The sequence below is a fragment of the Anaerolinea thermolimosa genome (genome assembly GCF_001050195.2).
In the GTDB taxonomy this organism is placed as follows: domain Bacteria; phylum Chloroflexota; class Anaerolineae; order Anaerolineales; family Anaerolineaceae; genus Anaerolinea; species Anaerolinea thermolimosa.
Window position 1 is genome coordinate 357,407 of sequence record NZ_DF967966.1, and the last position, 15,103, is coordinate 372,509.

The window sequence follows — 15,103 nt, forward strand, 5'->3', positions numbered from 1 at the left end:
GTACCAAAGAAATGGACATTACCCCGGTTGCGAGGTTGGGGGCTTAATCTCCGCGGGCTTCTTCACTTTGCAATGCCAGGGCTTTTTGACGGCGGTCGAATTGCCAGGCAAACACGGCCAGCCCCAGCGAGGCGAGGATGAAAAACACAGCCACCATATAGGTGTTGACCACTCCGCTGATCAACGCGGAGGGTGGAGCAGTAGTGATGTCGAAGCCGGGGGGGAAATTCCCGAAAGCCATTACCTGAGCGGTGAAGATTGAACCGATGAGGGGCAGGCCGGTAGTGCTCCCCAGGGTACGCGAAAGGCTGACCAGCCCCGAGGCTACACCCAGCCGATCGCGCGGGGCGGCTCCCATGATGGCGCTGTTATTCGGGGATTGAAAAACACCCATCCCCACCCCCAGTGGAACGAGCCGCAGAATAATCCCGAGCGGAGTGACACCGGGGTGCAGGGTGCTCATGCCCAGGCACCCCCCCGCCAGGATGATAAGCCCCACCAGGCTGATCACCCGCGAGCCGAAGCGGTCGGATAGAGACCCGGCCAGGGGAGCTACCAGTCCCATGGCAATAGGATTGGCCATCATTAATAAGCCCACCATTTCAGTGGAATACCCGAGTACATTTTGCAGCAGGAAGGGAAAGATGAACCCGGCGGAAAGGACGATGAACACCAGGAAGGCCATTAATAGATTGGCGCTGATCAGTGGATTGTGGAACAGGCTCAGGTCAACCATGGGGTGGGTGGTGCGCCGCTCCACGAGGATAAATGCGGTTAATCCCACAAGGGCCAGCCCCAGCAGGAGGAGCACCGGGAGCGTTCGGAAGCCCTGATCCTGGCCGAGGGTCATGCCCAGGGCATACGACCCCATCGCGAAGAACAGGATGAGTGCTCCGGCGGCGTCGAAGCGCTGGCCGCGGCGAAGAATGGTGCTGGGCGGGACGAAGCGCTGGATGATCAACCAGGTGAAGAGGCCGACCGGCACGTTCACCCAGAAGACCGAGCGCCATCCCAGCAGGCCGATCAGCAATCCTCCCAGGGGTGGCCCCACCGCGATGCCTACCGAAACCGTGCTACCCATCACTCCCAGCGCCCGTCCGCGCTCACTGGAGGGGAAAATCTCGGTCACAATGGCCCCGCCGAGGGCCTGCATAAAAGTTGCGCCTAATCCCTGCAGGGCGCGAAAGGCAATCAGCCAGTTTGCGCTGGGAGCAAGGCCGCATAAAAACGAGCCAAGGACAAAGACGGTCAGCCCTCCCAGGTAGAGCTTCTTCTTGTTGAACATGTCGCCCAGGCGGGCGGCGCCAAGCATGAGCGAGGTAAGCACCAGGGTATAACTTAAAATCACCCATTCGATGGTCGCCAGATTGGTATGAAAGCTCTCGACGAGGGTGGGCAGAGAGATGTTGACGATGCTGGAATCGAGGGTGGCCATGAAGACCCCCAGCCCGATACCGGTAATGGCCAGCCATTTGTTGTTGGTCTGATTTTGCTCCATGATTAAATGTATAACCCCTTTGGTTTTTCAGGGTGGGCGGGTAACAAGGGCAACCTCAAGTATACTCCCACCGCCACCAGCTTTCCAGGAGGGGCTCTTCCGAGGTTTCGGAACAGGTTTTCCATTGACCACTCGAACAATTGGTGATTCAATTTAAGGTATGAAATGCATCCAGATTCTTGAACCCAATCATGCGGAATATATCGAAATCCCCACACCTCGTCCGCGGGCGGGCGAGGTGCTCATTCGGGTGGCGGCTTCGGGCATCTGCGGCACCGACCTTCATATTTTGCGGGGGGAGTATATGGGGGGGTATCCGGTGATCCCGGGGCATGAATTTTCGGGCACCATTGTGGAAGTGGGCGAGGGTGTTTCGCGCTTTCGGGTGGGAGACCGGGTGGCCGTGGAACCCAACATTTCCTGCGATAATTGCCCCGAATGTTTACACAACCGCCAGAACTTCTGCCGCAACTGGCAGGCGGTGGGGGTAACCCTGCCGGGGGGCATGGCAGAATATGTGGCTGTGCCGGAAAAGCAGGTTTTTTCCATCGGCGATCTGCCTTTTGAACAGGCGGCCTTCGTGGAACCGCTTTCCTGCGTGCTCCACGGCCTGGAAAAGCTATCCCTTCGCCCCGGTGAGTCGGTAGCTCTGCTGGGGGCCGGGCCGATCGGCATTCAACTTTTACGGGTTGCCCGCCTCTGGGGAGTGACGCACATTGCGGTGGCTGAGCGCAACCCCGAACGGCTGGCGTTTGCCCGTCAGGCCGGTGCCGATGAAGCCTTTACCAACCTGGACGAACTGACCCCCGATGGTTATGACGCCGTCATCGACGCCACCGGTGTGCCGACCGTCATGGCCCGGTGTATTGATCTGGCGCGTCCGGGCGGACGGGTTTTATGGTTTGGGGTGCCCCCGTCGGGCCGGGAAATGAACCTGGAGCCGTTTAAGGTGTTCCGTAAGGGTCTGGCGCTTTACGGTTCCTTTACCTCCCTGCGAAACTCTTATCAGGCGGTGGCGTTGCTGCAAAGTGGGCGCCTGAAGGTGGATGATATCATTTCGCACCGCCTGCCGCTGGAAGCCTTCGTTCACGGTTGTGAGTTGATTGAGCAGGGAGCGGAAGGGGTGAAGAAGGTGCTCGTTCTGCCGGGTGGTTGAGGAATCTGCTGAAGAGGGCTGGAAAGGAAGGAAAGCATGGCCGAAACGTTAAACCCGCATCTGCACAACCCGCATCTCAACAGCGATCCCATCTTCTTTCGAGGTGGGCGGGTGGGGATTCTTTTATTGCACGGATTCACGGCCACCCCCTACGAGGTGCGCCCGGCGGCGGAACGACTGGCACGTCTCGGGTACAGTGTGGCCGGCCCATGCCTTCCGGGGCACGCTACCCGCCCCGAAGATCTCAACCGTGTGCGCTGGCAGGACTGGGTGGAAACCGCCGGTCAGGCATATCGGGCGCTGCAGGGCGAGTGCGAAAAAGTGGTGGTGGGGGGTGAGTCGATGGGAGCGGTGGTTGCCCTTTACCTGGCCACGCAACACCCGGAGGCCGCGGCTGTGCTGGCGTTTGCCCCCGCCATCCGTTTGCGCCTCACGTGGGTGCGGCAGCTCCAGCTGCGCCTGCTTGCCCCCGTGGTGATGGGTGTGCCCAAGGGAGGGTTGGATGCTTCGGAGAACTGGCAGGGGTATCGGGTTAACCCACTGCGCGGGGTGTTGCAGCTGCTGGCGATGCAGCGGGCGTTGCAGGCAAGGTTGCCCCTCATCCAGCAGCCGCTCTTTGTGGGGCTGGGGCGTTTTGACACCACCATTCATCCGCAGGCCGGAGAAATGGTGCTGAAGGGGGTGTCTTCAGCGATTCGCGAAATGCACTGTTATGAACACTCCAGCCACGTGGTGCTTCTCGATGGTGAAATCGACGCGGTGATCACAGACGTGGAGAATTTTCTGCGCCGGGTGCTTTAACCGCTGGCGCGCCACCTCAACTTTCGTATTTGCGCAGCAGATCATCCAGCGCCTCCCGGAGGAGGTGCGCTTCGGTTTTCCCGGTCTTTTTCGCCAGGTCGGCCAGCTTTTCGAGCTGGGTCTGGGTGTAATGGCTGGTTTTGGTGACCATCTGTGAGCTGACGGGCAGGCAGATGCGGTTGCGCCCGAGCCGCTTGGCGCGGAAAAGGGCCTCATCAGAGCGCCGGAAAAGGCTCTCCCAGTCGTTGCCATCGGAGGGATATTCGGCCACCCCACCGGAGATGTGAATGGTAAGGCGGAATTTCTGCTCGCCTACCTGCACGTCGATGGGGGTATCTTCGAGGGCCCGGCGCACTTCTTCAGCCAGGACGAAGGCGGTTTCGGCGCGGCTGTCAGGAAGGACGACGACGAATTCATCGCCGGCGTAACGCCCGGTGAAGCCCATCTCCCGAAAGTTATTCGCCAGCACACGCCCAACCCGGCGGAGCACCTCGTCGCCGGTGTACCGCCCATACTGCCGGTTGATCGAGTCGAATTCGTCAATGTCGAGGTTGATGATAGCCATGGGAGCGTGTGTCCGGTCGGCTTCTTCCCGGGCACGGGCAAAGCGCGCAAGCAAGGCTTCGCGTTTGAGGACGCCGGTGAGCACGTCGCGCTCTTCCTGGGCAGAATAAAGGACTACGGCATTCCCGCCGCTTTCCTTACCGCGCAGAAGCGCATCGTAAGCGCGGCGGATGAGTTCTTCGGCGGTGAGGGAAGGGCCGTCTGCGGGGTAGCTGGCCACACCGATGGTGACGCTAACGCGAAGATCGACTGGCTTTTCTTGATGGGTGAGGTGCAAGGGCTGAGACTCAACGCCACGCCGGATAGCCTCGGCCAGGGTCAGGGCTTCCTCGGCAGACAATCCGCTGGCAACCAGCAAGAACTCGTCACCGGCTATCCGACCGGCGTCGGCGTGAGGGGGCAGGTGTTCTGAGAGCACACCCGCCACATGGTGGATGAAAGCGTCGCCCGCCAGGTGGCCGTAGGTGGAATTTACGCTCAGAAGCCGGTCTGTATCGATGTAGAGGATGGCGAGAGGGTGGTGCTGCTGGCTTGCCAGTGAGAGGGTGCTTTCCAGTCGGGTGAGAATCTCACCGCGGCTCGGAAGGCCGGTCAATTCATCGGGAGGCATGAGAAAACTCCTTTTTGACATACATATATGCTTATATGTATCATTATATATGTATGTTCGCATATGTCAAGGACTTTCCCCCTGGTCTTCTAGACCGGGTGCCGCGGGTTTTTAGAGGTCAGATGGGTTAAAAGGATTCTCAGGAAAGGGTTCTGGGCTATAATTCACGTATGCCCAACCCTCCCACCCCTCTGGTTATCGGGATTGCCGGTGGTACTGGTTCCGGAAAGACCACCGTGGTTGATACGATCCTCAAACGTGTCGGGCGCGAGCGTATTGCCTGCCTGCCGCACGACGCTTACTACCGCGATCTTTCTCACCTGCCCTTTGAAGAACGCCTCAAGGTTAATTTTGATCATCCCGATTCGCTGGAAACCGACCTGCTCATTGAGCACATTCATCGCTTGAAATGCTGGGAAGCCGTGGATGTGCCGGTGTACGATTTTGCCCACCATACCCGTACAAGCCAGACCATCCATGTTGAACCCCGGCGCATCATTCTGGTGGAGGGCATTCTCATTTTCTATGAGCCAGCCCTGCGGGCGGAGTTCGACGTTAAAATTTTTGTCGATACCGATGCTGATATCCGCTTCATCCGGCGCTTACAGCGCGATATCGTGGAACGTGGGCGCACCACCGAGTCGGTGATCCGTCAGTATCTGGAGACGGTGCGCCCCATGCATCTCGAATTTGTTGAGCCAACCAAACGCTATGCCGATATCATCATCCCTGAAGGCGGCCTGAATACCGTGGCGCTGGACATGGTGGTAGCGCGGATCGAAGCCTTGCTGGGCAGGGAGCATCTTTCTGCATGACCCGCTCCCGGCGCACCTTGATCCTGCGCATTCTGGCGCTGACTTTTGTGGTTGGCCTTTCGATTACGCTTTACCTGCTTCGAGACCAGGTGCGCCAGCTGGAAGGGCTGGGTTATACCGGGATTTTTCTGGTTTCTCTGCTTTCCAGCGCCACGCTGATCCTTCCGGTGCCGGGGGTGCTCTTCACCTCGGTGATGGGGGCGGTGTTCAACCCGCTGTGGGTGGCGCTCGCAGCCGGGAGCGGGGCGGCCCTGGGTGAGCTTTCGGGGTACCTGGCGGGGTTCAGCGGGCGCGGTGTGGTCGAAAAGACCGAGATCCACCGTAAGCTGGAAGACTGGATGCACCGTTATGGTGAGGTTACCGTGCTGGTGCTGGCTTTCATCCCCAACCCGCTTTTCGACGTGGCCGGGATGATCGCCGGGGCGTTGAAAATGAAATTGTGGCGTTTCCTGCTCTTTTGCTGGCTGGGGAAGGTGGGGAAGATGCTTCTCTTTGCCTACGGCGGGATGGGAATTTTCCATCTGTTTCCCTGACCCTTTCCTCACCGAAAGACTGGCAGAAACCCCATCCATTCCAGGGTTATGTTTAATCGTACAGGAGGTTATGGGAATGGCTTCACTGGAACACATCGATGCCTATCTGGAGAGCCATCTGAATGAGTCGATTGCGGAGTTATCGCGTTTTTGCGCCCAGCCCAGCGTTTCGGCGCAAAACTGGGGGCTGACCGAAACCGCCGGGATGGTGGCAGACATGTTGCGCAGGCGCGGCTTCAGTGTGGAGATCTTTCCTACCGGCGGCGCTCCGATTGTCTTTGCCGAGCGAAAAGGGCGCAGTGACCGGACTGTGCTCTTTTACAACCATTATGATGTTCAGCCACCTGAGCCGCTCGAATTGTGGGAAACCCCGCCTTTTGAGCCGACCCTGCGCGAGGGGCACCTCTATGCGCGCGGCGTCAGTGATGACAAGGGGCCCATCATGAGCCGTTTGTTTGCCATCGATGCCCTGCTGGCAACGGAGGGAGAATTGCCCTGCACGGTGAAGTGGGTCATCGAAGGTGAGGAAGAAACCTCCAGCGCGCATCTGGCGCCTTTCGTCAGGGAACATGCCGACCTGCTCCGCGCGGATGGATGCGTGTGGGAGTTTGGCACGGTGGACTTTCGCGATGTGCCGATTCAATACCTGGGACTGCGCGGTATCTGCTATGTCGAATTGAGCGTAGAGACGGCCAATCAGGACGTCCATTCGGGGCTGGGCGGTTCGATTTTCCCCAATGCCGCCTGGCGGCTGGTCTGGGCGTTGAACACGCTTAAAGGCCCGGATGAGCGCATTCGCATTCCCCACTTTTATGATCATGTGCGCCCGCCTACCCCGCGCGAGCAGGAGCTGATGGCGGCCCTGCCTGACCCGGCGGAAGAATACAGGACCCGTTACGGCATCAAAGGGTTTGTGCGGGGGCTTCAGGGCGGGCAGGAACTGCGCCTGGCCGAAGTGTACGAGCCCACCTGCACCATCTGCGGGCTGACCTCGGGTTATCAGGGGCCTGGCTCAAAGACGGTTCTCCCGGCCAGGGCCAGCGCCAAAGTGGACTTCCGCCTGGTGCCCGACCAGACTCCCGAAGAGGTATTGCGCCTGCTCCGCGCCCACCTCGACGCACAGGGTTTCAGCGACGTGCAGGTGACCTTCCTGGGGGGTGAGGCTCCCGCCGTCACCGACCCTGACGACCCGTTCGTCAGGCTGGTGGTCGACGCCGCCGAGGAGCCCTACGGGGTAAAAATGCAGGTGGTGCCCATGGTGGGCGGCTCGGGGCCTAACCACGTGTTTCAGGAAACATTGCATGTGCCCATCGTCACCGCCGGGCCGGGGCACCCGGGAGGGCAGGCGCACGCCCCCAATGAAAATATGCGCATTGATTTGTATCTGAAGGCCGCCCGGCACATTGCCCGAATCCTGAGGCAGTTTGGAGGTTGAGGCGGAGGCACCTCACCGTAAAGGTGCATCTTCAGGGGCGTTCTCGTCGGATGAGGGCGCCCCTGTTTCGTCTTCCGGGGTGACCTCAGGGGGCGGTGGGTAGAGCCGGTGAGCCTCCAGCAGGGGCTGGTGGATGACCTCTCCCAGCTGCTGCCAGAACCTCCTGCGCTGCCATGCGTTCCACTGTTCCACAAACCCGGCATAAGCGCGCTGTCGTTCGGCAGTGCGGTCGGCCAGGTAGCCCTCGATGCCCGGCAGAAGCCGCCGGAAGGGACGGGGGTTGCCGTAAAAGGCAATTACCCGGGCGCGCTCTTCTTCGATGAAAACCGGGAGGAACTGCCCCCAAACATCACAATCGTGGATGTTTCCCAGCGTTTCCTGCGTCTGGCGGATGGCCGTAAGCCAGGGTTTGAGGCCGCTGGCGTAGAGGGGGCTGAAGGTCTCAAGGGTGTAGCGCAGATGTTTGGCGGCGATGCGCATGGCATGGAGTTCGGCCACGGCTTCGGGCCGGGCCACGATGGCATCGTAGGAGAGGAACGCTTCCAGGCGGGGCTGGATCGAGGCGGCGGCGTGGCGGTACAGAGCGTGAGAAAAGGGCGGCCCGACGGATGCGGCGGCCATCGGCTCGAGCACGGCGCGCATGACGGGCAGGGTGCCGCTGGCGGCGAAGCGATCGAGGGCATGGAGCACCTCTGGCTGAAGCGACTCGCGATGCTGGCGCAGGCGCAACAACAGGCGTGCCACACCCCGCCGCTGGAGCGGGTCGTTCAGAGTGCTGGCGTAGGTCTGCAAATGGGCCAGCTGTACGTCGGCGTCACGGGCGGCGCCCATAGCGCGGGTGATTTTGCGGATTTCCTTAAGCCAGATCGGGCGCTGGCGGGCGGGCAGGCAGGCCTCGAACAGGGGCAGGGCGGCGCGCAGGCGGCGGGTGGCCACGCGCATGCGGTGGATATACTCAATATCCTCTCCCCCGGAACGCACGCCGTGCATTTCGGTTTCCAGTGCCTGAAGGTGTTTGAGCAAAACGCTCGCGCCAAAGGCGCACAGCTCTTGATCCTTACCAGAGGTCATGCGGGCTTTACCAGCTGGCGGATGTGGGCGCACAGATCGTGGAAGACGTCCTGCACGGGGCGGTTGGCGTCGATGGTGACGAAGCCGTATTCCTCGGCCATGCGGTCAAATTCTTCGATCAACTGCGACTGGTACACGCAGAAGCTGTCGAAGAGGTTGTCGGCGAAGCGCATATCCATGCCGGATTCCCAGTAATTGAAGCCGCGCCCGTTGGCCATGCGGGTGATGAGCGTGTCGAGATTGGCGCGCAGGTAGAAGACAATATCGGGCTTGAGCGCAAAACCGTACACCTTGCGCCCCCAGTCGGGGTCGCCCCCGCGCACGGTATCGCGGGCGACAATGGAGTAGAAATACCGGTCGGAGAGCACGTAAAAACCGGCCTTGAGGGCAGGGATGATGCTGTTTTCCAGCCGGTCGGCGAAATCGGTGGCGTAGAAGAGGCTCATGGTGAGGCGCCCCAGGGTGTGGCCGCTTTTAGCCGCGTCGAGGCCGGGCTGGGTGAGCGTGGAACGGCGCAGGCCGGTATCTGAAACGGCAAAGCCTTCATCTTCCAGCCAGCGGCGTAGAAGGGCCATCTGGGTAGAGCGCCCCACGCCGTCGGTGCCTTCGAGGACGATGAGACAGCCGGGGAGCGAATCGATGTTGCGGTAGGGAAACCCCGCACCGTAGAAAGAGACGGCGGTCATCAGGCTACCTCCCGGGTTTTCTGTTTTTTCTGACGCTTTTTGTTCTTACCGGCGGCGGCCATGGGGTTGGGCAGTCCTTCCCAGCCGTTGAGCACGCGCCGCACCAGGGCGCGAATTTGCTTCTGCTGGGCCTGGATGGGCTGGGTGCCGTTGATGACGGTGAAGTTGAACTCTTCGATCATGCGTTCGTACTCTTCCATGATGCGTTTCTGGAAGAGAGTGAAGCTCTCCACCTTGTCTTCCGAAAGCCCAAGGTCCATGCCAGCCTCATAGTATTTGATCTTGGCACGCGCGGAGAGGATGCGCGAGATGGCCACTTCGAGGGGGACGCGGAAGTAGAGCGCCAGGTCGGGCTGGGGGGCGAAGGAATAGAGGTTGCGCACCCAGAGAGGATCGACCCCGCGGGCCACATCGCGGGCAAAGGCGGTGAAAGCGTAGCGGTCAGCCAGCACTACCGCGCCGGCCTTTAACATGGGGAGCATGTAGTTTTCCCAGCGGTCGGCAAAATCGGTAGCCTGAAGCAGGCTGAAGGTGGTGGGGGTGAAGAGCTTCTCTTTTTTGGCCAGGCGGGTGGTCGATTTAACCAGCTCCGAGGAGTTCCACTCACTGAAGTATACCGTGCGGCCCTGCGCGGTAAGCCACTTGACGAGCAGGTCAATTTGAGTGGATTTTCCGCTGCCGTCGATGCCCTCGACGATGATCAGCTTTCCGTGATAGGGTTGCGGATGGAGCACAGAAGGCCTCTTTTTCAAAAAGATGATTGACTTAGCGTATCTATATTATAGCATTTGGTGAGAAGGAAAAAAGTGGGTGAAGAGGCCGGGATTCCGAAGAAGCAGGCTTTACCGATGTTTTTTCTGATCTCCGGTGTTCGGGTGAGGGTTCAAACCAGAATCGGGGCGGGCCGAAAACCCGCCCTTCCTGCTATTTCTCCAGATCGTCCGATTCGCTCGGATCGTCCAGGTCGCCCAGCTCCAGGAAGCCTGAAAAGTCTTCCTCTTTGGGCGGCGTGCAGTCCTTGCAGGCGTATAGCACGCTAGGCTCGGGCCGCTTCTCCATCTCGAACAATTGACCGCAAAGGGCACAAATCGCTTCATATGGCAGTTCTTCTGTGTTGTTCATGTTTTCCTCCCTGTGCTTTGTTTTTGTCGAAGACAATCCATCCCTGTCAAAAGCTCCAGTCTTGCGGTTCGTCCCAATCCGACATCCAGTTTTCCTCTTCCTCTTTCTTCTTCACCTCCTTCGGTTTCAGGTCATCCAGAGTGAACTCGCCTGCAATCAGCCCGGAAATGACCAGCCCGACTACCAGGGCCGGCATGGCAATGTACGGAAAAGCAAGGATTACCACAAACATCCAGAAAATGAGAAAGATAATGCCGATCGTCCACTGGACCGCCTTGGCTGCTTTGTCAAACATGTTGTTCTCACCTGGTTTATGTTTTCAAGACAGGATAGATGAGGCGGCTGTTTATGGGCTCGCTGTGGTTTCAGCATCCATGAACGGAGCGAGCGAGACCTGTCTAACCCCCATATATTCATATTATAACAGAAAACAAACAACTTGGGATCTACGTATCGATCCAGGGAATGCTATTTGTACCGCAGAAAAGAAAAAGCGCCCGGACGGACAGGCTCCCCGTCATCAGTCCCTTGCAGGTAAGTGGCGCCTGGTTTTCGACACTCGAGCGCAACGCATTTCAGTATCCACTAACGGATCGAGGGGGGTGCAACACAGCCAGCCCAAGCCCGCGATGGACTGCAACGTTAATTTCAGTATCCACTAACGGATCGAGGGGGGTGCAACAGAAACGCGGAGATCTCACGCTTTACTTGATTACAGTATTTCAGTATCCACTAACGGATCGAGGGGGGTGCAACTCGGTGTCCCTCACCGCCCCAGACGGTGAGGTGTCCGATTTCAGTATCCACTAACGGATCGAGGGGGGTGCAACCCGAAAGCAACGGCAATCCGGTTACATCCTTCCTAAATTTCAGTATCCACTAACGGATCGAGGGGGGTGCAACCAGTCAACCTACAAATACACGCTCCAGATTGATTTCCATTTCAGTATCCACTAACGGATCGAGGGGGGTGCAACGCCGCTGCCAAAATCCGCCTGATGGACATTCAAGCATTTCAGTATCCACTAACGGATCGAGGGGGGTGCAACGAACAGAATTGACCGCGCAGCTGTACAGACGCTGCTATTTCAGTATCCACTAACGGATCGAGGGGGGTGCAACTGAAAAGATAGCCCCCTACTCTCTTGTCGAGACCGGATTTCAGTATCCACTAACGGATCGAGGGGGGTGCAACCATCCGCCAGCCCCGTCACTGATGCGCGTCAAGCGCATTTCAGTATCCACTAACGGATCGAGGGGGGTGCAACGAGATATATACGCTGACGCATACAAAATCGCGTAGAGATTTCAGTATCCACTAACGGATCGAGGGGGGTGCAACCGATATTCGGGACGTAGCTCGTCGAGATTACGTCGCATTTCAGTATCCACTAACGGATCGAGGGGGGTGCAACTTACAAAAAAAGGATTATCTCTGAAGCTGAATACAATTTCAGTATCCACTAACGGATCGAGGGGGGTGCAACCGATCTATCTGACATACCGGATGCCAACCCGAAAATCATTTCAGTATCCACTAACGGATCGAGGGGGGTGCAACAAGATCCGGCGCGAGCGCAGTCCAACCAAGACTTGAATTTCAGTATCCACTAACGGATCGAGGGGGGTGCAACCTTCTAAGATGCGCCCCTCGCGCAATGCCTGCATAAATTTCAGTATCCACTAACGGATCGAGGGGGGTGCAACAAAAATACATTGAAAACAAACACAGACATTACAATGATTTCAGTATCCACTAACGGATCGAGGGGGGTGCAACCGTCACGCGCCTTGGGTGGTGAGGGACGAAAAAACTATTTCAGTATCCACTAACGGATCGAGGGGGGTGCAACAACCTAGACGCCTGGGATGTGGTAGTAGACGAAGTGATTTCAGTATCCACTAACGGATCGAGGGGGGTGCAACTGTGGGTGAGGTCTGCTGACAATCCAGACAATCTACGATTTCAGTATCCACTAACGGATCGAGGGGGGTGCAACAAGAACCCTCGCGCATCCTTGCCCTGGGAAAGCAACTATTTCAGTATCCACTAACGGATCGAGGGGGGTGCAACACGTCCACCCCGATGACATATTCCCCGCCTTCAGCATTTCAGTATCCACTAACGGATCGAGGGGGGTGCAACTTGCTCTCGAACGAGAGCAACTCGCTGATCAAAATATTTCAGTATCCACTAACGGATCGAGGGGGGTGCAACTACGACAAGCTCTGCATGAGATAAGCCGTGTGCCAATTTCAGTATCCACTAACGGATCGAGGGGGGTGCAACACCGAGTAAGTCCAGCAGCGACATGTAGATAGAATTATTTCAGTATCCACTAACGGATCGAGGGGGGTGCAACGTGCGCATCAATTACACGCGAATGATTGTTGATAAATTTCAGTATCCACTAACGGATCGAGGGGGGTGCAACGTCCGGTTCAACAACACCGCCCCACTACCGAAAAAATTTCAGTATCCACTAACGGATCGAGGGGGGTGCAACGCTCTGAGCCCGTTTGCGCGATTTCGGGGCTGGGGAATTTCAGTATCCACTAACGGATCGAGGGGGGTGCAACCACTGTTCTCATCGCCATCCTTGATCTTGTCTATGAATTTCAGTATCCACTAACGGATCGAGGGGGGTGCAACAAATGGACCGCTCCCGGCGGTCAGGCACCCTTCGCCAAATTTCAGTATCCACTAACGGATCGAGGGGGGTGCAACGGACTGGTCATCAAGTCGATGGAAAACGGGCTGGTGGTATTTCAGTATCCACTAACGGATCGAGGGGGGTGCAACGGAGATGGAAGCGTTTGCCATATACGACATATGCGAAATTTCAGTATCCACTAACGGATCGAGGGGGGTGCAACTGCGGCATCGATCCAGAGTCGCGCAAATATAATTATAATTTCAGTATCCACTAACGGATCGAGGGGGGTGCAACAATTGGTTTTGGGACATCTACCAGCGGGGCGTTCGATTTCAGTATCCACTAACGGATCGAGGGGGGTGCAACGTATCCCCGACCAATCCAGCCCAGGGCCGTGTTTCATTTCAGTATCCACTAACGGATCGAGGGGGGTGCAACCCTTCACCACCCCGTACACCTCCCGAAGCCGCGCTTCATTTCAGTATCCACTAACGGATCGAGGGGGGTGCAACGTCGGTGAACGAATGGAGCGTTTACGCTGAATCGGTATTTCAGTATCCACTAACGGATCGAGGGGGGTGCAACCCATGCACCCCCGGTGCGTACCTTAACCTGCATCCATTTCAGTATCCACTAACGGATCGAGGGGGGTGCAACAACCAAAACACCAGCCAGAGGCTCTTGCTGAATAAATTTCAGTATCCACTAACGGATCGAGGGGGGTGCAACCGGAGGTGATCACCTCCGGTCTCGCGGACGTCAACGATTTCAGTATCCACTAACGGATCGAGGGGGGTGCAACTGCTGGAGCGTCTTTCCGAGAGGATACGTTATGTCAATTTCAGTATCCACTAACGGATCGAGGGGGGTGCAACTCGGGAAACTGAATGAAGCAAAAGCCTTATCATACTATTTCAGTATCCACTAACGGATCGAGGGGGGTGCAACGACTTTCAACCTGCCGACCGGTTTCAGTTTGACGGGTATTTCAGTATCCACTAACGGATCGAGGGGGGTGCAACCAAGCGGATTGGACGCCGACCGCGACTCCGGCGCTTTATTTCAGTATCCACTAACGGATCGAGGGGGGTGCAACTTGATTTTAAGCTGTCTAGTATTCAACCCTGGGTTACATTTCAGTATCCACTAACGGATCGAGGGGGGTGCAACTTGACAGGCAAACGCGCGCGATATAATCAAAAAAACATTTCAGTATCCACTAACGGATCGAGGGGGGTGCAACAAAGACGGTGGATAATTCCACCATATCACACAGACGTTATTTCAGTATCCACTAACGGATCGAGGGGGGTGCAACTAACCACCATAGGTGGGGGGAGGTATGCTAAAAATCATTTCAGTATCCACTAACGGATCGAGGGGGGTGCAACCTGGAAACCGGCGATGCCTGGGTAGCCTGCGATGATATTTCAGTATCCACTAACGGATCGAGGGGGGTGCAACGCATGGAATGGGTGATAATTATGTTAATGTTACAAGATTTCAGTATCCACTAACGGATCGAGGGGGGTGCAACTGCAAGGGGGCGAGTAATGTGGAAACCATTCTCAAAATTTCAGTATCCACTAACGGATCGAGGGGGGTGCAACGACAGGGGCTCAGACATTGAACATTGAAGACCTGAATTTCAGTATCCACTAACGGATCGAGGGGGGTGCAACTTGACCAGCTCGTAAGCGTATTCCTTGCCCGTCGTATTTCAGTATCCACTAACGGATCGAGGGGGGTGCAACCTGAAGCGGTGCATGTTGAGGATGGAAATCGGGTATATTTCAGTATCCACTAACGGATCGAGGGGGGTGCAACATTGTATGGACTGTAAAAAAGTCCTTAAGTACGTAGAATTTCAGTATCCACTAACGGATCGAGGGGGGTGCAACGTCACCTCTCCGGATGGTAGCCACCGGAATCTGGATTTCAGTATCCACTAACGGATCGAGGGGGGTGCAACCTTGAAGTCGGGCAGCATAGTGTCGAACAGGCGTACATTTCAGTATCCACTAACGGATCGAGGGGGGTGCAACATCCTTGTGGGCGAGGTGAACTACCACCCGCTCAAGCATTTCAGTATCCACTAACGGATCGAGGGGGGTGCAACCCCCCGCGCCGCCGCTTCCCACGGATCCTCTAGTAG

Annotated in this window: 12 protein-coding genes and 1 CRISPR repeat array (1 of these 13 only partly in view); of the genes, 5 read left to right on the forward strand and 7 right to left on the reverse strand. The window is 57.3% G+C overall.

Going from position 1 to position 15,103, the window contains the following annotated elements; translation table 11 throughout:
* Positions 1-43: 43 nt before the first annotated feature.
* Positions 44-1,498, reverse strand: coding sequence for an MFS transporter (locus ATHL_RS17055; protein ID WP_062196238.1), 1,455 nt, complete (start codon positions 1,496-1,498; stop codon positions 44-46).
* Positions 1,499-1,658: 160 nt separating this feature from the next.
* Here ATHL_RS17055 and ATHL_RS17060 point away from each other — a divergent pair, with 160 nt between their 5' ends.
* Both ATHL_RS17060 and ATHL_RS17065 read left to right on the forward strand, forming a co-directional pair.
* Complete coding sequence (locus tag ATHL_RS17060; RefSeq protein ID WP_062196240.1) at positions 1,659-2,654, forward strand: zinc-dependent alcohol dehydrogenase family protein; 996 nt, start codon at positions 1,659-1,661, stop codon at positions 2,652-2,654.
* A gap of 36 nt (positions 2,655-2,690) precedes the next feature.
* A complete protein-coding gene (locus ATHL_RS17065) occupies positions 2,691-3,455 on the forward strand; it encodes an alpha/beta hydrolase (protein ID WP_062196242.1) in 765 nt (254 codons plus the stop codon).
* A gap of 16 nt (positions 3,456-3,471) precedes the next feature.
* Here ATHL_RS17065 and ATHL_RS17070 read toward each other — a convergent pair whose 3' ends face one another.
* Positions 3,472-4,629 (reverse strand): diguanylate cyclase, encoded by a 1,158-nt coding sequence (locus tag ATHL_RS17070; protein WP_062196243.1) that lies wholly within the window; start codon positions 4,627-4,629, stop codon positions 3,472-3,474.
* Between the two features lie 170 nt (positions 4,630-4,799).
* On the opposite strand from ATHL_RS17070, the gene udk reads away from it, so the two are divergent.
* From udk to ATHL_RS17085, 3 genes are all read left to right on the forward strand, one after another.
* Positions 4,800-5,444 carry a uridine kinase gene (udk, locus tag ATHL_RS17075; protein WP_062196245.1) on the forward strand — a complete coding sequence of 215 codons (645 nt, stop codon included), beginning with the start codon at positions 4,800-4,802 and terminating at the stop codon, positions 5,442-5,444.
* A complete protein-coding gene (locus tag ATHL_RS17080) occupies positions 5,441-5,977 on the forward strand; it encodes a VTT domain-containing protein (RefSeq protein ID WP_062196246.1) in 537 nt (178 codons plus the stop codon). Before udk ends, ATHL_RS17080 begins: the two co-directional genes overlap by 4 nt.
* A gap of 76 nt (positions 5,978-6,053) precedes the next feature.
* Positions 6,054-7,412: a M20/M25/M40 family metallo-hydrolase gene (locus tag ATHL_RS17085; protein WP_062196247.1), complete on the forward strand. Its 1,359-nt coding sequence runs from the start codon at positions 6,054-6,056 to the stop codon at positions 7,410-7,412.
* Positions 7,413-7,424: 12 nt separating this feature from the next.
* On the opposite strand, the gene ATHL_RS17090 is transcribed toward ATHL_RS17085, so the two are convergent.
* The 5 genes from ATHL_RS17090 to ATHL_RS17110 all read right to left on the reverse strand — a co-directional run bounded on the left by ATHL_RS17090 (position 7,425) and on the right by ATHL_RS17110 (position 10,586).
* Positions 7,425-8,483: a CHAD domain-containing protein gene (locus ATHL_RS17090; protein WP_062196249.1), complete on the reverse strand. Its 1,059-nt coding sequence runs from the start codon at positions 8,481-8,483 to the stop codon at positions 7,425-7,427.
* Positions 8,480-9,169, reverse strand: a complete 690-nt coding sequence (locus ATHL_RS17095; RefSeq protein WP_062196251.1) for a dTMP kinase — start codon at positions 9,167-9,169, stop codon at positions 8,480-8,482. The genes ATHL_RS17090 and ATHL_RS17095 overlap by 4 nt, the downstream gene beginning before the upstream one ends.
* Entirely contained in the window at positions 9,169-9,903 is a 735-nt protein-coding gene (tmk, locus tag ATHL_RS17100; RefSeq protein ID WP_114679534.1) for a dTMP kinase, read from the reverse strand. Before tmk ends, ATHL_RS17095 begins: the two co-directional genes overlap by 1 nt.
* A gap of 190 nt (positions 9,904-10,093) precedes the next feature.
* A complete protein-coding gene (locus tag ATHL_RS17105; protein ID WP_062196253.1) occupies positions 10,094-10,291 on the reverse strand; it encodes a hypothetical protein in 198 nt (65 codons plus the stop codon).
* Between the two features lie 46 nt (positions 10,292-10,337).
* Complete coding sequence (locus ATHL_RS17110) at positions 10,338-10,586, reverse strand: hypothetical protein (protein WP_062196255.1); 249 nt, start codon at positions 10,584-10,586, stop codon at positions 10,338-10,340.
* A 277-nt stretch (positions 10,587-10,863) separates the two neighbouring features.
* Positions 10,864-15,103: a CRISPR direct-repeat array (repeat unit 37 nt; unit sequence ATTTCAGTATCCACTAACGGATCGAGGGGGGTGCAAC) (it continues 1,717 nt past the right edge of the window).

Excerpts from the sequence above, each read along its gene's own strand:
- ATHL_RS17055 (WP_062196238.1), bottom strand. The coding sequence starts at position 1,498 with ATGGAGCAAAATCAGACCAACAACAAATGGCTGGCCATTACCGGTATC.
- ATHL_RS17060 (WP_062196240.1), top strand. The coding sequence starts at position 1,659 with ATGAAATGCATCCAGATTCTTGAACCCAATCATGCGGAATATATCGAA.
- ATHL_RS17065 (WP_062196242.1), top strand. The coding sequence starts at position 2,691 with ATGGCCGAAACGTTAAACCCGCATCTGCACAACCCGCATCTCAACAGC.
- ATHL_RS17070 (WP_062196243.1), bottom strand. The coding sequence starts at position 4,629 with ATGCCTCCCGATGAATTGACCGGCCTTCCGAGCCGCGGTGAGATTCTC.
- udk (WP_062196245.1), top strand. The coding sequence starts at position 4,800 with ATGCCCAACCCTCCCACCCCTCTGGTTATCGGGATTGCCGGTGGTACT.
- ATHL_RS17080 (WP_062196246.1), top strand. The coding sequence starts at position 5,441 with ATGACCCGCTCCCGGCGCACCTTGATCCTGCGCATTCTGGCGCTGACT.
- ATHL_RS17085 (WP_062196247.1), top strand. The coding sequence starts at position 6,054 with ATGGCTTCACTGGAACACATCGATGCCTATCTGGAGAGCCATCTGAAT.
- ATHL_RS17090 (WP_062196249.1), bottom strand. The coding sequence starts at position 8,483 with ATGACCTCTGGTAAGGATCAAGAGCTGTGCGCCTTTGGCGCGAGCGTT.
- ATHL_RS17095 (WP_062196251.1), bottom strand. The coding sequence starts at position 9,169 with ATGACCGCCGTCTCTTTCTACGGTGCGGGGTTTCCCTACCGCAACATC.
- ATHL_RS17105 (WP_062196253.1), bottom strand. The coding sequence starts at position 10,291 with ATGAACAACACAGAAGAACTGCCATATGAAGCGATTTGTGCCCTTTGC.
- ATHL_RS17110 (WP_062196255.1), bottom strand. The coding sequence starts at position 10,586 with ATGTTTGACAAAGCAGCCAAGGCGGTCCAGTGGACGATCGGCATTATC.